General features: G+C 31.3%; 20 protein-coding genes and 2 tRNA genes. All 22 read right to left on the reverse strand.

From position 1 onward, the window contains the following. Positions 1-8 precede the first annotated feature (8 nt). The gene (gene purC / locus PF021_RS04785; RefSeq protein ID WP_271021284.1) at positions 9-716 is read right to left on the reverse strand and encodes a phosphoribosylaminoimidazolesuccinocarboxamide synthase; all 708 of its coding nucleotides are present in this window, start codon (positions 714-716) and stop codon (positions 9-11) included. 9 nt (positions 717-725) lie between these two features. Next, positions 726-1,964: a S41 family peptidase gene (locus tag PF021_RS04790; protein WP_271021491.1), complete on the reverse strand. Its 1,239-nt coding sequence runs from the start codon at positions 1,962-1,964 to the stop codon at positions 726-728. Positions 1,965-2,065: 101 nt separating this feature from the next. Further along, the gene (locus PF021_RS04795; protein WP_271021285.1) at positions 2,066-2,743 is read right to left on the reverse strand and encodes a sugar phosphate nucleotidyltransferase; all 678 of its coding nucleotides are present in this window, start codon (positions 2,741-2,743) and stop codon (positions 2,066-2,068) included. 1 nt (position 2,744) lies between these two features. Next, positions 2,745-3,767 carry a D-glycero-D-manno-heptose 7-phosphate kinase gene (hddA, locus tag PF021_RS04800; RefSeq protein WP_271021286.1) on the reverse strand — a complete coding sequence of 341 codons (1,023 nt, stop codon included), beginning with the start codon at positions 3,765-3,767 and terminating at the stop codon, positions 2,745-2,747. Further along, the gene (locus PF021_RS04805) at positions 3,760-4,692 is read right to left on the reverse strand and encodes an NAD-dependent epimerase/dehydratase family protein (protein ID WP_407081410.1); all 933 of its coding nucleotides are present in this window, start codon (positions 4,690-4,692) and stop codon (positions 3,760-3,762) included. Before PF021_RS04805 ends, hddA begins: the two co-directional genes overlap by 8 nt. 9 nt (positions 4,693-4,701) lie before the next feature. Beyond that, positions 4,702-5,547, reverse strand: coding sequence for a TylF/MycF/NovP-related O-methyltransferase (locus PF021_RS04810; protein WP_271021288.1), 846 nt, complete (start codon positions 5,545-5,547; stop codon positions 4,702-4,704). A gap of 50 nt (positions 5,548-5,597) precedes the next feature. Beyond that, positions 5,598-6,581 carry a radical SAM/SPASM domain-containing protein gene (locus tag PF021_RS04815; protein WP_271021289.1) on the reverse strand — a complete coding sequence of 328 codons (984 nt, stop codon included), beginning with the start codon at positions 6,579-6,581 and terminating at the stop codon, positions 5,598-5,600. Then, positions 6,575-7,633 carry a GDP-L-fucose synthase family protein gene (locus PF021_RS04820; protein WP_271021492.1) on the reverse strand — a complete coding sequence of 353 codons (1,059 nt, stop codon included), beginning with the start codon at positions 7,631-7,633 and terminating at the stop codon, positions 6,575-6,577. Before PF021_RS04820 ends, PF021_RS04815 begins: the two co-directional genes overlap by 7 nt. Next, the gene (locus tag PF021_RS04825; RefSeq protein WP_271021290.1) at positions 7,633-8,739 is read right to left on the reverse strand and encodes a GDP-L-fucose synthase family protein; all 1,107 of its coding nucleotides are present in this window, start codon (positions 8,737-8,739) and stop codon (positions 7,633-7,635) included. Before PF021_RS04825 ends, PF021_RS04820 begins: the two co-directional genes overlap by 1 nt. After that, on the reverse strand, positions 8,739-9,275 hold the full coding sequence (locus tag PF021_RS04830; protein WP_271021291.1) for a dTDP-4-dehydrorhamnose 3,5-epimerase family protein: 537 nt from the start codon (positions 9,273-9,275) through the stop codon (positions 8,739-8,741). The genes PF021_RS04825 and PF021_RS04830 overlap by 1 nt, the downstream gene beginning before the upstream one ends. Further along, complete coding sequence (locus PF021_RS04835) at positions 9,259-9,585, reverse strand: hypothetical protein (RefSeq protein WP_271021292.1); 327 nt, start codon at positions 9,583-9,585, stop codon at positions 9,259-9,261. The genes PF021_RS04830 and PF021_RS04835 overlap by 17 nt, the downstream gene beginning before the upstream one ends. Beyond that, positions 9,582-10,118, reverse strand: coding sequence for an FkbM family methyltransferase (locus PF021_RS04840; RefSeq protein WP_271021293.1), 537 nt, complete (start codon positions 10,116-10,118; stop codon positions 9,582-9,584). The genes PF021_RS04835 and PF021_RS04840 overlap by 4 nt, the downstream gene beginning before the upstream one ends. 9 nt (positions 10,119-10,127) lie before the next feature. After that, positions 10,128-11,183: a glycosyltransferase family 10 domain-containing protein gene (locus tag PF021_RS04845; protein ID WP_271021294.1), complete on the reverse strand. Its 1,056-nt coding sequence runs from the start codon at positions 11,181-11,183 to the stop codon at positions 10,128-10,130. Beyond that, positions 11,183-11,989, reverse strand: coding sequence for a hypothetical protein (locus PF021_RS04850; RefSeq protein ID WP_271021295.1), 807 nt, complete (start codon positions 11,987-11,989; stop codon positions 11,183-11,185). Before PF021_RS04850 ends, PF021_RS04845 begins: the two co-directional genes overlap by 1 nt. Before the next feature lie 23 nt (positions 11,990-12,012). After that, positions 12,013-12,089 (reverse strand) — tRNA-Arg (locus PF021_RS04855). 3 nt (positions 12,090-12,092) lie between these two features. Beyond that, a tRNA-Ala gene (locus PF021_RS04860) sits at positions 12,093-12,168 on the reverse strand. A 55-nt stretch (positions 12,169-12,223) separates the two neighbouring features. Then, positions 12,224-12,805, reverse strand: coding sequence for a dephospho-CoA kinase (gene coaE / locus PF021_RS04865; RefSeq protein ID WP_271021296.1), 582 nt, complete (start codon positions 12,803-12,805; stop codon positions 12,224-12,226). Beyond that, positions 12,802-13,599: a spermine/spermidine synthase domain-containing protein gene (locus PF021_RS04870; RefSeq protein WP_271021297.1), complete on the reverse strand. Its 798-nt coding sequence runs from the start codon at positions 13,597-13,599 to the stop codon at positions 12,802-12,804. The genes coaE and PF021_RS04870 overlap by 4 nt, the downstream gene beginning before the upstream one ends. 9 nt (positions 13,600-13,608) lie before the next feature. Continuing rightward, positions 13,609-14,076, reverse strand: a complete 468-nt coding sequence (locus PF021_RS04875; protein ID WP_271021298.1) for an META domain-containing protein — start codon at positions 14,074-14,076, stop codon at positions 13,609-13,611. A gap of 9 nt (positions 14,077-14,085) precedes the next feature. Further along, a complete protein-coding gene (locus tag PF021_RS04880; RefSeq protein WP_271021299.1) occupies positions 14,086-14,922 on the reverse strand; it encodes a peptidylprolyl isomerase in 837 nt (278 codons plus the stop codon). 43 nt (positions 14,923-14,965) lie between these two features. Then, positions 14,966-16,279, reverse strand: coding sequence for a M20/M25/M40 family metallo-hydrolase (locus tag PF021_RS04885; RefSeq protein WP_271021300.1), 1,314 nt, complete (start codon positions 16,277-16,279; stop codon positions 14,966-14,968). Continuing rightward, entirely contained in the window at positions 16,267-16,920 is a 654-nt protein-coding gene (locus PF021_RS04890) for a 3-methyladenine DNA glycosylase (protein WP_271021493.1), read from the reverse strand. The genes PF021_RS04885 and PF021_RS04890 overlap by 13 nt, the downstream gene beginning before the upstream one ends. Positions 16,921-16,933: the final 13 nt, after the last annotated feature.

Consider the following 16,933-nt stretch of genomic DNA (forward strand, 5'->3'; position numbering starts at 1 on the left):
AACTCCTATTAGCCTAAAATACGCTTTAAGACTTCTTCATAAGCCATTTTGACATTACCTAAATCTTGTCTAAATCTATCTTTATCTAGCTTTTCATTTGTATCTTTATCCCAGAATCTACAAGAATCAGGAGTAATCTCATCTGCTAACAATATCTCACCATCACACATTCCAAACTCTAACTTAAAATCAATCAAATTAAGATTCTTGCTATCAAAAAATGGTCTTAATACATCATTGACTTTTCTACCTATCTCTCTTAATTTATCTAGTACTTCTAATGAACTAACGCATTTTAAAATCAACGCATGCTCATCATTTATAATAGGATCACCAAGAGAATCATCTTTATAATAAAATTCAACCAAAGTAAATGGCAATACTTCGCCTTCTTTAATACCCAACCTCTTACTTAAAGAACCTGTTGCTATATTTCTAACAACAACTTCAATAGGGATTATCTCTACGAGCTTACAAAGCATCAAATTATCGTCTAATGTTTCTACATAATGTGTTTTGATACCATTTTTTTCCAAAAGTTTAAAAATTTCAGATGAAATTTTGCAATTTAATGCACCTTTGCCACTCTCACTACCTCTTTTTTTAGCATTAAACGCAGTCAAATCATCTTTAAATTCTGAAATAACCAACTTAGAATCACTAGTCTTGTATAGCTTTTTACCTTTACCTTCATATAATTGTTCTAACTTTTCCATATACAACTCCTATATCACAGAAAATATCTTTAGTGCATCTATTGCACTTTTTAATTGTATATCTTGTAGCACTTGTTTTTGTGTTATTGTGTTTTTTGACTTATCATCTTTTTTATTCTTAGCTTTAGTATTCTCCACCTTTTCTAACTCACCCTCTAAATGTTTTTGCAAATCAGCCTCTTTTATGCTAAAGAGATTATCACTATGTGGCACAACACCCGGCTCTACTTTTATATCAGGAGTTACACCTACTGCCTGTATTGTTCTGCCACTAGGGAGATAATATCTAGCAATTGTAAGTCTTAATGCCTCCTTCTTTTCGGTTGGTAATATAACTTGCACACTACCTTTACCAAATGTGCTCTCTCCTACTATTATCCCTCTTTTATTATCCTGTATAGCACCAGCTACAATCTCACTTGCACTAGCGCTTCCATTGTTTGTCAATACAACCAAAGGGGTGTTAGCGTAAGGCGTTCTTTTTGTAGCTTTATAAACTATATTTTCATCTTTAATCCTACCCTTTTGAGATACAATTACACCATCTTTAATAAATAAATCACTAAGCTCAACTGCTTGATTTAGTAATCCTCCTGGATTATTTCTTAAATCCAAAATGATTCCATCTAATTTTTTGAATTTCTTAAGCTCATCTTCTACTCTTTGGCTTACTTTTTTATCAAATGAAGTTACACGCACATAAGCATAATTAGTATCTTCTATTGTCCTTGCATACACAGATTCAACTTGAATGTTATCTCTTACGATATCAAATACTAAAGGTTTTGGTTCATTTTTTCTGACTATTGTTAGCTTTACTTTTGTTCTAGGCTTTCCACGCATTTTACTAACAGCATCATCTATATCCATATTTAATGTGCTTTCATCATTTATCTTTAGGATAATATCTCCACTTTTTAAACCAACCTTATCGCCAGGAGTGCCTTCAATTGGTGCCACAATAGTAATTCCACCATCTTTTAGTGATATTGTTATACCTATCCCACCAAACTCTCCATCTGTTTGAATCTTTAAATCATCATATTTGTCCTCATTCAAATACGCAGAATGTGCATCTAAATTTGACATAAGACCATTTATTGCCTTATCAACAATTTCATTTAAAGTTAATTCATCAACATAATACTTCTCAATAGTGCCAATCACTTTTCTTAGCTTATTATAAGCTTCTAATCTAGATTCATCATCATTGGCCAAAACAGGAAAAACAAACAAAACCGAAAACATCAAAGCTATACTAATAGCCTTAGAAAATCCACCCAAAAATTTCATCATTACAGCCTAAAAATTAAGTTAATTGTCTATTCTAACTCAATAACTCTTATATGTTAATTATTTTGCAAAAGTTTTTTACAAAGCTCATAGTCTTCCTTGATTCCTATGTCTATAAATGTATTATCAAATACAATTCCAGTTGCATTAAGCTCTCTAAAATGAATCTCTAAAAAAGTTTCAAAAGAAAACCTAGAATCTAAAACAAACCCATTAAAAATATCTTTTTTTATTTTATAGATTCCAGCATTTATATAGCCCTCTTTAAAATATTTTTTTTCTAAAAAGCTCTCTATATATCCATTATTTATAACAACAGAACCATATCTATCAAAATTAGTCATATACTTTAAAGATAAAGAAATACTAGAATCTAAAAGTCGAATATCATCTAAAGAAGGAGTAAAGTAAGTATCTCCATTTATCACATAGCATTCGCTACTAGTTATATATTCTAATGCTTTTTTTATAGCCCCACCTGTACCTAATGGCGAATTTTCTATGCTATATTTCACTTCGATACCCAAATATTTATCTCTAAAGTAATCAACTATAAATTCTTTTTTGTAAGATACAGCCAGTATTACTCTTAGAACACCTTGTGCTTTAAGATATTTAAAAATGTAGTGTAAAAATGGCTTACCATTTATATCTGCCATTGGTTTTGGAACATCTTTTACTACATCTCTTAGCCTAGTTCCAAGTCCACCTGCTAGGATTATTACTTCTTTCAATTTAAACTCTCCAGCTAATAAGTCCATCTTTTATAAAGTGGAATTCTTGGACATAACCTTGCTCTTTATTTAGTTTTTGTATTAATTTATGTTTTTTTATAGGATCAACTAAGAAAAACATAAAACCACCAGCACCAGCACCACTTGTTTTACCACTATAAGCACCATTGTTGATTGCTAGATTATAGATTCTATCTAGCTCATCATTGCTAACTATATTTGACAGCTCTTTTTTACTTTCCCAAGATCTACCAAGTATTTCACCAAGATGCTTGAAGTCTGCCTTAAATAACGCCTCTTTCATCTCTATTGAATCTTTCTTTATTCTATGCATAGCCTCTAGTGAATTAGAATTCCCAAGAGAGCCTTTTTTATGCTCCTCTACATCTTTTGCCTCTCTTGTTATATTTGTGAAATACAGCACAATTCTTTCTTCTAATTCAGCTACTATCCAGTTTCTAATTCTTAGAGGATTAACCACCACCCTTTTGTTATCATAAAACTCCATAAAATTAAACCCACCAAAAGTAGCTGCATACTGATCTTGAGCACCACCAACTATACCTAAATCTTCTCTTTCTATCTCATATGCTAATTTTGCAATTTCATACTCTCCAAGAGGTATATTAAGCCACTCTGCAAATGCACCCAAAATTCCAACCACCAAAGTAGAACTTCCTCCAAGACCACTACCACTTGGCACATCAGAATATGTGTAAATAGAAAAGCTAAGAGGTTTTTTTATATAATCCTTTATTAATCTATTATAAATTGCTTTATAAATATCTATCTTGCCATCATACTCTAAGTGTATATCAGAATCATAAACACAGCAAATATCCAAATCAGAAGATTCAAAGACTATTCTTTTATCATCTCTAGCAATCAGTGTGCAATGCACATATAGAGATATTGTAGCATTTAGCACACTACCTACATACTTATCGCAATACAAATTTATATCAGTTCCACCACCTGCCAGTCCCAATCTTAATGGTGTTTTTGTACGAATTATTTCAGACATTTGCATACTTATTGACATGCATCAAAGGAAACGCTCTTAAAAGCTCCTTAATTCCATCATCTAGAGATACATCAGGACTCCAACCTGTGCTTTCTAACTTTTTATTACTAACCAGATAATCCCTTTTGTCAGGATCTTCCCCTATACAAGCAGAATGTATATAAAGTGAAGGCACATATTCTTTTATCTTTTCTGCTAATTGTCTTTTTGTTAGATTCGCACTACTAAGCCCCATATTATATGCTTCACCTTTCATTTTAGAATAATTCTCTATCCCCCATAAAAATCCCTTTACAACATCCCTTACATGAATATAATTTCTTCTAAAATGCTCTTCAAAAAGAACCAAAACACGATCTTTATAGGCTCGATAAGTAAAATCATTTACAAGCAAATCAAGTCTCATTCTAGGAGAGATTCCAAACACTGTTGCAAGTCTAAAAGTAACTGAATTTCCTTTATTTAACAAATACATTTCAGCTTCAACCTTATCAATTCCATATTCAGAAATAGGGTTTAGTGGAGAATTTTCATCACATTCTTTATCTTTATCACCAATTCCATAACCACTATTCGTATTTGGATATATAAAAAGTTGTGAAGAAGAAGCAATATCAGCCATAGTCTTAATAGCCTCAAAATTAATCATTCTAGCTAGCGTCGGATTCTTTTTACATAATGGTGCTCCAACTAATGCTGCAAGCGGTATTAAAACATCTGCTTTTGCTACTTCTCTTTTAATCAAAGAAGTATCCAAAACATCTCCCAAGATAAAATTAAACTTCTCATATCTAGCACAAGAAAGCAATGAATCTTGTCTGAATGATAGATTATCTATAACACTTACACTATATCCCTTCTCTAACAATGTCGGCACAAGCATTGAACCTATATACCCAGCTCCTCCAGTTACTAAAACATTCATAACCACTCCTTATATTTTCAATAAAAATGCATCTTTTCCATCACCAATTGGCATAGGAACTATTCCATTATTCTTTGCAAACTCATCTACAGCTTCTCTAACTCCAGTATATCTTAAATGAAAATAATCATCTACTAAAAGCACCCCCCCCCCTACTAATCGTGGGTAGAAAAACTCACATCCTTCTTTAATTGGAGCATACAAATCTGTATCCAAATTTACAAAACAAAATTTCTCATTTTGTGGAATCTCTTTTGCGGTATCCGGAAAATAACCTTTTATGAAATAACAATTTCTCAAGTTTGTTAATTTTGACTTTACTAAATTTATGGAAGTATCGCTAAAATCACTAGAAGTAGAATTAGAAAATCCCATATCTTTATCTATTTTACAATCATCCTCGCTAAAACCTTCAAATGAATCTAAAAGATAAAACTTAGACTCAGGGAAAAGTAAGTTAATATATTTTGCAAATTCACCCTTATAAACACCTATTTCGGCCACACTACCGCTAATATTATTTTTATGAAAAATATTGCTCAAACTAGATAGAAAATCAACCCTCACGCTAAAATGTGCATATTCCTTATCAATTACACCATCTTTTATACCAACACTACACAACTCATCTAATGCTTCTTCTCTCTCAAAAGTGCCTAAAAATATCTTATCAAACTCCAAATTCTTCAAATCGCTTGGAGAATAGACATTGTATTTTACTCCATTTATCTCTAGCTTAGAATCCCCGCCTTCATACCTATTATCAACAAATCCCAACACTTCATAATCAAATCTTAACTGAAGCAAAATTTGTCTGCCTCTCCTACCTGTCCCAAAAATCAGTGCTTTTTTCATATAAAACCTTTAAAAAGTTAAGATTCTAACAAAAAAACTTTTAAAACACTCTATATAACATTTGGTGTATCAATCCAAGCAAAACAACCATCACAAACACTCATAGCACCTCTGCCTTTTTGTAAATGAATCTCTCTTATGCTTTGTAATTTTTTAGATTCTTGCCACACTTCCTTAATGCTTTGTGTATCTAGATCGCCTAAGACCACATTTCTACACTGATCTACACAGCAAAGTGCAACTTGACCATCAGCTTTAATAACCATAGTATTAAAAAGCACATAACATGGTATATCCCTTATAGCATTATACTCATTATCTACAGTATCGCTAACAAGTAAATCTACTCCCTTGTCTCTAACCTTATCTGTCATAGAAAGAGATAAATCATCAACCTTAATACCATCTCCAAAACTAGAATCTAAAAACTTCTCCCAAAAACTCAAAATATAAGGTATGTCATTTTTGGTTACTTCACTCTTTATTACGCTAATACGCACAGATACATTTTTCTTTAGACTATCTCTAAGCTTTATAAACTGCAAGATATTCCCTAATACTTCTTCAAATTTCAATCCAACCCTTATATTCTCATAAGTTTTTTTACACAAACTATCAATAGAGAAATTAATTCTATCTATACCACTATTTAATATTTCAATAGCTTTTTCTTTATCCATAAGCGAAGCATTTGTTGTGATACTGACTCTTATACCACTTTTAGATATTTTTTCTATTCTTTGTGCTAATTTTTTGTCCATCAATGGCTCATTTCCAACAAACATAGCCACCTTTTGGACCCACTCTCTATTATATATTATCTCATTACTTATTTTGTCAAATAATGCATCGTCCATATATGGCTTTCTTATATTTTTACGCCATTCTTCAATACCACACATCACACATCTAGCAGTGCAATTATTTGTAGTTTCTAAATTTATAAATCTAGGAAAATTATAATAATCCTCAAATTTTTCGCCCTTACCACCTTGCAAGATTCTATCTTCTACATACTTTTTTCTATCTAACATCTTTTAGCCTTTGTGCTTTTATACCATTCATACATCATCTCTATTCCGTCTTTTAACTCTATAGTATGCTTAAATCCATAAGAATGAAGTTTTGAGCAATCAGGCAGCTTTCTAAATGTCCCATCAGGCTTAGAAGAATCAAATACAATTCCGCCGCTAAACCCAACAATTTCTTTAATCATAAGAGCTAATTCCTTTATTGATACATCTTCACCAATACCTATATTTATATGAGTGTTCCTAACTTCTTTTAGATTCTTTGATACATCGCTAAAATTAATATTATCCATAACAAAAATACATGCCTTAGCCATATCACTTGAGTGCATAAATTCTCGTCTAGGATTCCCACTTCCCCATAGTGTTACTTTATCTTTATAGATTCCTATTTTTTCTAAAATTACATTTGCATTATATATATCTTCTACACCCAAATCTTGGCATACTTCATTATACTTTTCTAATTCCAAAAGCTTAGCTAAATGAAACTTCCTAACTAATGTTGGCAAAACATGTGCATTTTCAAAATCAAAAGAATCATTTTCACCATAAATTCCAGTAGGCATTACAGAAATAAAATTTGTCCCATATTGCAAGTTATAAGATTCGCACATTTTTAGCCCTGCAATTTTGGCTATTGCATATGGTTCATTTGTGTATTCTAGCTCATCTGTTAATAGATATTCTTCTTTTATTGGTTGTTTTGATTCTTTTGGATATATGCAAGTGGTTCCTAAAAACAGCAACTTTGTTACACCAGTTAAATATGAAGCATGAATAACGTTGTTTTGAATACTTAAATTTTCATATATAAAATCAGCCCTATAAGTGTTGTTTGCCAAGATTCCACCAACTTTTGCAGCACACAAAAACACATAGTCAAATTTCTCTCTTGTAAAAAACTCAAAAGTATCTTTCTGATTTATTAAATCAAGCTCTTTATGTGCTTTTCTAACTATGTTTGTATAACCCTTATTTTCTAACTCTCTAACTATTGCACTTCCAGTTAATCCATATCCACCGGCGACAAAAATCTTAGAATCTTTTTTTATCATGCAACTCTCTCGTAATAAGATTGTTTAATGCTACTAATAACTATTTTGCTATTATTTGCCCCCCCCCCCGCAGATACTATATATGCTTTATACATCATTTTTATTCCTTCGTGTAATTCTATTGTATGTTTCCAACCAAGATTATTGATTTTAGAACAATCCATGAGTCTATCCATACTGCTATCAGGTTTGCTTATATTAAATTTTAGTTCACCATTAAATCCAATAATATCCTTAACCATATTTGCAACTTCAGCGATACTATAATCAACACCAGTGCCCACATTTATATGCGTATTTTGCATTTCTTTATTTGCTACATCTTTAAAGTCAATATTTTCCATAACAAAAATAGAAGCCAATGCTAAATCTTTAGCATGTATAAACTCTCTCCTAACCCTGCCACTACCCCATATTTCAACACTTTCTTTGCTTATTCCATGTTTTGCCAATATCGCATTTGCTTCATTTATAGAATTAACTTTTAGATTCAACAAAACATCATCAACTCTACCATCTTGTAATAATTTTGCCAAATGAAATTTCCTAACTAATGCAGGTAAAACTCTTGATTTTTCAAATTCGAAATTTGCATTTTCGCTATATAAATTATTTAATGCTAGAGTTATAAAATTTGTCCCATATTGTAGATTATAAGATTCACACATAACACTTCCAGCAATCTTTGCCAACCCAAAAGAATACGCACCATATTCCAAGCTTCCAGTAAGCATACAATCTTCTCTTAGTGGATTTACTGCATCTTTTGGATACATATAACCAGAACCAAAAAATATTAATTTCTTAACATCATTTACATATGAAGCATGAATAACATTATTTTGGATACTAAGATTCTCATATATAAAATCTGCCCTTTGTGCCACATTAGAAGCTCCACATGGAAGGACTGCAACTAGAAACACAACATCAGGTTTTTCTTTTTTAAAAAATTCAAAAACATCTTGTTGATTTACCAAATCTAGCTCACTTCTAGTTCTTAAAACCAAATTAGAATACCCATTATTTTGTAATTCACTAACTATGGAACTACCAGCACAACCTCTGTGTCCAGCGACAAAAATCTTAGAATCTTTTTTCATTATCTACCCTTTGCTTCAATATCTCTATCTGACAATATTGGATCTATATCTCCCCATTTTATATTGAATCTCTTATCATTCCATGGATATGTAAATTGCCTATCAAAATCAGTATATTCTCCGTTATATGCAAGCTTATAGTAATACACAGCTTCTTTGCTTCTTACATAATGCGCATTACCAAAATTTGGTGGGATAAGAATCATTTTTTGGTTTTTTGTATTTATAATAAATCCCTCGTATTTACCAAAATTTGGACTATCCTCCCTACAATCTACAACAACTTGCATAACTTCACCATAAACACATGTCACAAACTTCCATGTATTGCTATCACCATGAATCCCCCTTAAAACATTAAAATGGGAATTAATAAATTTATCATGGCAAAATCTAGTGCCTTTAACTAAACTTTTTAAAGATTCTTCCATAAAGGCACTCCAAATATCACCCCGTAAATCACTAAATTTATTTGGCTCAATTATATATACTTCAGGTAAAATTAACGATTGCCTAATTTTAAAGTCTATTGCCATATATAGCTCCCTTTAATTCTTGTATCTCTTTATAAATAGTATCTAATGCAAAGTTGGTAAATGTATTTTCTTTTCTAGTTGTGTTGTAGAAATTTAACAAAGCAGATTGTGAGATACTTCTTGCAATTAGCTCCTTTTCACTAACGCTCTCTAATGGTAAATACAAATGAGCTGGTATAAACTCACTCTGAAAAGCAGACCACAAATCCCAATGAACATATTTTAGATCTCTCATAACTCTATCTATTCTTACAAAATCTGGAGCAAAATTTGCCTCTAAATAAATTATAGGTCTATTTTTAGCTATCAAATCGCCCCCCCCCCGACTACTTCTGCTTCCATACCTTCAACATCAATCTTAATTGCAGATATCTTTTCTTTTATATTAAAGCTATCTAATGTTTTGCATTGTATAGATTCTCTACCTTCTTTTTCGCCCATGCTTAATGACATAGCACCCATATTTTCCACATACTCTACATCAAAATAAGCCTTATGTTCCTTATTTGAAATTCCACAATTATGTATCTTAACTCTTTTTTCAAATTTATTTAGCTTAACACTCTCTTGTGCTATACAAAATAGTTTCTTATTTGCTTCAAATCCTATTACATTTATGCCATGTGCGGCTAGATACATCGCATGATTCCCTATATTTAAACCCACATCAAGCACATACGAATCCTTATCTAACCTACTTACCATATCCTCTAATAATACATGCTCAAAAGGTCTATTTTCTGCATAAAGTATCTTTTGGATTGCATCTACCTCTTTGTTTGGTAAATACATCTTATAACTCACACTACCAACTTTTATGGTTAAAATATCATTCTTATTCATAATATCTCCTCACTTTAAAAATTCTTCACTTTTATACTTTGAAACATACATTGCAATACTCTTTTCTTCTATTGCTTTTTTATAGAAGTTTTCATGCATATACAAAAATTGACCTTCCCCTCTTCTATACGCATCTTTTGGATCTTGGTCTAGTATTTTAAAGATAAAATCATAGATTCTATTATTATAATATTCATAAGATTCTACTTCTAAAAATATAGGTTCATTTATCATTTCTTTAAATAATTTATCATCACTATCAATCCTCTTTATATCTTCGACCATATCTTTTAGAGTTGGATAATTTAAAGCATTTATAAAAGCTTTTGGATTAATCACAAAATCACTCTTCCTATCATCGCCAAACCCACTAATAACAGGATCTCCCCAATAAATAGGTATGCACCCAGCAATAAATGCATCAAAAATACGCTCGGTAGTATATCCAGCATAGCTAGAATTCTCAAAACACAAATTAAATTTATAATCTTTTAGCCAATTAATCTTAGAAGTAAATACATCATCTCCCCATCTATTACCAACTGCACCACCAATATTATTTCTCCAATTCCCACCAGAATCTACTTGTTTATACTTACTAATCTCATCAAATGCCTTATCTCTCTCTAATCCTACAATGCCCCAGCCACTATTTGTAGCCATGAATCCACAAAACTTAGTCTTTTTGTAATTTCTCTTTAGCTTTGGATTTAAGACAATCCTTTGTTCCTCTCCTAAAGCACCTATATAACATATTCTCTCATGTCTATCGCCAAAGCTCATATAATCAAAATCGATACCATAATCAGCTATATTCCAATTTGTCCGAACATTCTCATAAGTTACAAAAATTCTAGGACAAGAGAAGTTGATATGTCTATATCCATATGGACCATATATTAAAAAATCAGGTTCATTTGAGTACTCCACTTCAAACTTTTCATTAATTTTCTTTATAATTCCATCTTTCCAAAAATTCTCTTCAGTCTCTACATTCCACCAATCAACAATTCTCAATTTTATTTTTTTCTTACTTATCTGTTGTGTTTTTTTAGTTTTTGCCATTATCTACCACCATTATCATTAATCAAAATACAATTAGAAAAATTATCAAATATTTCTTTATTATAATCCCTAAAAATAGCATATTGACACTTATTAGATAGAATCCTTGCTAATGCACCAAGTGGAGTAGTTGAGATTATTCCGCCAGTATGCATTGAAAAATACAATGCCTCTTCTAATGAAGTTACAAAAAACTCAGATATGAATGGTAATTTTTCTAAAAAAGGCACAATATATTGAGAAAAATATCCATAATCATGAACTAAAAAATGAAATTTTATATTACTGCTTAGCGAGTTCATAACATACATTGACTTAGCTATAAAATCAGTAGATAACTTTCTACCATAACTCCCATGATACAAGTTTAAAGTATCATCTATATAAAACGCACAAGAATTAGAATCTAAAGATATAGACTGCATTAATGATTCATTGTTAGCTTTAAAGTTAGCAATCAAAAAGTCTCTATATATCAAAATTAAAGGCATCATATCACCATATCCAACAATATATAGAGGTGCTTTTAGTGTATATATAGATTCCTTTGTGATTAGTTCTATTTTATATTGCTGAAACTCATTTATCTCTTCTTTTGTTGCATAGTTAAAAACTAAGTTTGGAAAAATAAATCTCAACAATGAATCATAGCAATAAGTAGCTTCATTATTTACTTTTCTAAACGAATTTGTAACTGTATCAAATTTAACATCATATCCTTTATCTGTTAGATATTTATATAATGCAACAAAACCTATCTGCGATACTACAGATCCCTCAAGTCTAATGATTATTGTGTTTTTCATAGAATTCCTAAAAACAGAGAAAGTGGTACGCCCGGAGGAATTCGAATCCCCGACCTACAGGACCGCAACCTGTTGCTCTATCCAGCTGAGCTACGGACGCATATGGTGGAGTGTAGGGGGATCGAACCCCTGACCTCAACGCTGCCAGCGTTGCGCTCTCCCAGCTGAGCTAACACCCCTCTTAAAAAGTATAAGCGTTTATTATATGGAAATCTCTATTAAAATTCTATAAAGCTAATTTATAGTTTTTATATATTTTTCTACTTCACTTTGTAATTCTTCTAATGTGCCATTATTGTAAATTACATAACTAGCAAGGTTTTTTTTATCATCTAATGACATTTGAGATTCTATCTTCTTTAATGCCATAGAATCATTTATATTATCTCTAAGCATAATCCTATTTAAGCGAACATCTAAACTAGCATACACAAGCACTACATTAGAAATATCGTAATTTCTTGTCTCATAAAATAGCGGTATATCTATAAAATAAGGGAATTTCTTCTCTTCTAAGCTAGAAGCTAGAATCTCTATTTTATTTTTTATTAGCGGGTGAAGTATGGATTCTAGCTCTTTTTTTACATCTTTATTAGAAAAGACAATCTCACCAAGCTTTCTTCTATCTACCTTGCCATAACTTAGAATCTCACTGCCAAACCTCTCAACAACCAACCAAGAATTATCCTCCAAAACCTCATGCGAGATTCTATCAGCACAAATGACACTATATCCATATAGCTTAAGTAGCGATGAAGTCGTGCTTTTACCGCTACCAATTCCACCAGTTAGCGCTATTGCATATTTGAATTTCAATTTTTTACAATACCATAGAGCTTATTTTTGATTGATTTTGGAATTACAAAAGAGCTAAGATGCAAGTTTGCACAATAATATTCCAAATCATCTAACATATCTGCCCTTTGTAGCATAATATCAGCAGTTGGGTGATACTTCTTTGAGGCAAACATGTAGCAATCTTTCAAACTCAAAGACAAAGGAGCGATAAAAGGCATAAGAATCCTAAAATCACCAAAACCTCTCAAAAACTCTTCAGCCTTATCAAACTCAAGCATTAAATGTGGCATATGCGAAATTAAGATTCCATCATCACTCAATACTTCCTTATATGAGGCTACATCGGAGTTTAGCGAAATAACAATATCATACAAGCTAGAATCTTCAACACTCTTTTTTATAAACATTTCTTTATCTTGAGATATGTGGGAGAACCTATTATTCTTAAAAATACTCTGATAATGCGGAAAAAAGCTAATTAAAGTCTCTAGCACATCTAAATCTTGTTGCAAGAAATCAACACTAAGCCCTTCATGCTTTGTTAGCTCATGTGCTATTTCAATGTTGAATCCACCGACAATCAAAGCTCTTTTTGGATTCTTATGAGAACAAGCCGCAATATGTGCTAAAAGCTCACTTTGAATGCTAAGTGTGCTTTGTAGCATCACATAACCATCTATAAAAGCTATATTCCCAAAAAACTCCGAATCAAAAAGCTCTAAAGTATGCTTCTCTCCAGTTACTTCTGTTATTTTGTTTTTAATTTTATATTCTTGCTGAATCTTCTCTTCATAGGACTTAGTTAGCCACATGCTAGCCTCCTATTTTATCTCTAAATACAATTTTTCATTTTTAAATGAAATACCGCCGTCATTTAGCTTCTCTATAACGCTAGTATTGTTTGTTAAATTACCCACTATTTCATTTTCTATTTGAACTAACTTTTCCTCACACATCATTCTAGTCATTCCTGCATGAGATACTTCAAATTTATTACCTTCTATTTTATATTCTGCAAAAAAATGATTACATCCTGCCTTGCCAACAACTTTTCCTTCTTTAAAAGACAAATAAAAATCTTCACTATTTTTATAATTTAAAAATGTAGTCTTATCACCAACTTTATAAGTATCTATTTTCCATTTTTCCTTTTGTTTTAAGATTTCATCAAAATTATATTGCCCTACATTATTCACAGACGCCTCATCTTGTTTTAAATCACTTTTTAACGAACAACCACTAAACATAACCGCACCTACAACTGCCAAACTTACAACTATATTTTTCATTTTTTTCCTTTATTTTAATCTTACAATATCTACTTTTGCATTTGAACGCAATTTTTCAAAATACTCATATATTAAATAATCTTCCTTGCTAACTAGCATTTTTTGCCTAACTACCTCTTTTACATTTTCAAATGGTAGTAAAGTTGGATTATTTTTAGCCTTTATTAAAAATGTAACATACTCATCTCCAATAGGGAAAATAGGGGTAAAAGCACCAATTTTTGTCTGTGTGAATGCAGAGACAATTTGAGGATTTAAAGCCATTGTTTGCAAGATTTCATTTTCTCTTTTTACATTTTTAGGTATATTCTTACCATTGCTAATTAGAATTTGTTCTAATGCAACATTATCATAGCTATAAAACTTCACAACATCAATGCTTTGCGGTATGGAGAATTCATTTTTATTTTCTTCATAATAATTTCTCAAATCCTGATCGCTTACCATCTTTAGGCTCTCGCTTGAAATTGCCTGATATAGCTTTCTTTCCTCTATTGATGATTTTATTTCATTTTTGTAGCTTTCCCAATTTATACCTTTACCTTCTATGAAGCTTTTAATCTTATCTGGCGTGATATTATTTTTCTTGGCTAATAATTTTATTTCATCTTCTATATCTAGCTCTGTTACTACTATCTTTCTTTTTTCCATTTCTTCTTTATGTAGTCTTTGATTTATAAGTCTATCTACTGCTATATCTTGCGATACCTTATCTCTTTGTTGCACTCTAAGTAGTTCTAAAATAGTCACTGGAGAACCATTTACATAGAATGCAATACCATTTACAAGTGCAGGCTCACTCAACAAAAATCCGCTAAAAACTAAAGCTAATAAACTTTTTTTCATACTTCCACCATTTCCTATAAAAGTCTTAATTTACATAATTCTATCAAATTGTTTTTAAAATATCACACAAAACAGCCCAAAATTTCCTAAAACTCTCTATATCCATTTTTTCTCCAAGAGAATGCGGATGAAATATACTAGGACCTATTGATAAAAAGCTAATATTAGGATATTTCTCTTTTAAGATTCCACATTCTAGCCCTGCATGAATACTTTTTATCTTAACTTTGTTGTTATGGATTTTAAATACCCTATATACATGGTTTAAAAACTCACTATCTTCCCTCTCCCATGGATTATATAAATCAACTACATTACTAGCAAAACCAAAACTACCTAGAATCTCTTGTGTGTTTTGTATATTTTCTTTCATGCTATTTTCTTTATTGCCACGACCCATAATATAAACATAAACCTCATCATCAATTTGCCTTAAGATTCCTACATTGCTTGATAGAATAACCCCACTATCATCACTATCTATAACGCCATTTTTCACACTTAATAGACCATTTATTAAATTATTTGCAACAAATGCCATATTGTTAAACTCCACATTCTTAACCTCAAAAAGTGAAGTATCAATATCCAAGATATAATCATTCCTTAATGCAATCTCTAAAGTAGCATTAGTCGGTATTGAATTTCGCTTCTCTCCACCACTAAGTCCAACTAATATCCCACCATCATCAATTAACTTTTGTGCAACATAGCATATGGATAAGATTGCATTTTGTATATCTTTATGTATCTCAATCCCACTATGTCCTCCTATAAATCTATCTTTATTGGTTGATATTTCAACTATCTTATAATCACTTGGAATCTCTATTTGCTCTAACTTTATTTTACACTCTAAATCATATCCACCAGCACAACTACAAACAATCTCATCAATATCTTCGCTATCACAATTAATCATAACTTTAGATTCTATATCTAGCGTAATGTTTTTTGCCCCTATCATACCTATTTCTTCATCTATGGTAAACAAGCATTCTAAATTATCAAAATCCCTTAAAGCTAATATCATGCAAGCTAGTGCAGCTCCATTATCAGCTCCAAGACTAGAATGCTTAGCCTTTAAAAATCCATCTTTAATATATGGCTCTATGCCAAAAGATTCACTCTCACTTACATAAACCATATCTATATGCCCTTGCAAACACACCTTTGGCTTACCCTTCTTAGCTAACAAATTACCAGCACTATCGATAGTTACACTAGCTCCATATTCTAATGCCTTATTTTTAATCCACTCTCTTAGAGATTCACACTCTCCACTAGCATGAGGAATATTACATATCTCTAAAAATACCTTTAATGGCTCAAAAGAATCTATTTCTATTTTTGACATAAAACCTCCTTATGATCTTTACAATAATCAACAATCTTTCCGTGGAATCTAGCATATAGCTCATTTAATCCTATCTCTTTATTATACAACTTACATACAGATTCATAGTTTTCTAACAATCCACTAACTAGCCACTCTTTTATATCCTCATAATTATCTAGCTCATAGCCATAGAATCTTAAAAGCTTGTATGTATAGTTATCTGCCACCATTTCATCTCTTAAAGCACCATAACAAAGGATAGAATCAGCACTCTCACAACCAATGCCCTTTTGTGCTAAAAGCCACTCTCTGCTAACATTCACACAAAAACAATCAAAATCACCAAAAGTTTCCAAAATATTTTGACAAATAGCAATTATTCTTGTTGATTTTCGCTTATAAAATCCTACATTATTTATGTAAGTTTGTAATTCTATTTCTTTCATATTTGCTATTTTTTCTAATGATAAAAGCTTATTATTTCTTAGCTTATCAATAGCGATAAATGCTTGTTCCCAGCGAGTATTTTGAACCAAAATTGCACCAAGTATTACTTCAAACTCTCCAGTATTAGGCCACCATAATTTATGTGGAGGATTTTTTAAATATCCGCTGTTTTTTAAAAATTCTAAAAGCATAAAACTATTTTCCAAATACACCTCTTTGTTTTTC

It is taken from the genome of Helicobacter ibis (assembly GCF_027859255.1).
GTDB lineage: Bacteria > Campylobacterota > Campylobacteria > Campylobacterales > Helicobacteraceae > Helicobacter_D > Helicobacter_D ibis.

Coding starts and splice junctions, on each gene's coding strand:
- purC (WP_271021284.1), bottom strand. CDS start 716: ATGGAAAAGTTAGAACAATTATATGAAGGTAAAGGTAAAAAGCTATAC.
- PF021_RS04790 (WP_271021491.1), bottom strand. CDS start 1,964: ATGTTTTCGGTTTTGTTTGTTTTTCCTGTTTTGGCCAATGATGATGAA.
- hddA (WP_271021286.1), bottom strand. CDS start 3,767: ATGTCTGAAATAATTCGTACAAAAACACCATTAAGATTGGGACTGGCA.
- PF021_RS04805 (WP_407081410.1), bottom strand. CDS start 4,692: ATGAATGTTTTAGTAACTGGAGGAGCTGGGTATATAGGTTCAATGCTT.
- PF021_RS04810 (WP_271021288.1), bottom strand. CDS start 5,547: ATGAAAAAAGCACTGATTTTTGGGACAGGTAGGAGAGGCAGACAAATT.
- PF021_RS04815 (WP_271021289.1), bottom strand. CDS start 6,581: ATGTTAGATAGAAAAAAGTATGTAGAAGATAGAATCTTGCAAGGTGGT.
- PF021_RS04825 (WP_271021290.1), bottom strand. CDS start 8,739: ATGAAAAAAGATTCTAAGATTTTTGTCGCTGGACACAGAGGTTGTGCT.
- PF021_RS04830 (WP_271021291.1), bottom strand. CDS start 9,275: ATGGCAATAGACTTTAAAATTAGGCAATCGTTAATTTTACCTGAAGTA.
- PF021_RS04840 (WP_271021293.1), bottom strand. CDS start 10,118: ATGAATAAGAATGATATTTTAACCATAAAAGTTGGTAGTGTGAGTTAT.
- PF021_RS04845 (WP_271021294.1), bottom strand. CDS start 11,183: ATGGCAAAAACTAAAAAAACACAACAGATAAGTAAGAAAAAAATAAAA.
- PF021_RS04850 (WP_271021295.1), bottom strand. CDS start 11,989: ATGAAAAACACAATAATCATTAGACTTGAGGGATCTGTAGTATCGCAG.
- PF021_RS04870 (WP_271021297.1), bottom strand. CDS start 13,599: ATGTGGCTAACTAAGTCCTATGAAGAGAAGATTCAGCAAGAATATAAA.
- PF021_RS04875 (WP_271021298.1), bottom strand. CDS start 14,076: ATGAAAAATATAGTTGTAAGTTTGGCAGTTGTAGGTGCGGTTATGTTT.
- PF021_RS04880 (WP_271021299.1), bottom strand. CDS start 14,922: ATGAAAAAAAGTTTATTAGCTTTAGTTTTTAGCGGATTTTTGTTGAGT.
- PF021_RS04885 (WP_271021300.1), bottom strand. CDS start 16,279: ATGTCAAAAATAGAAATAGATTCTTTTGAGCCATTAAAGGTATTTTTA.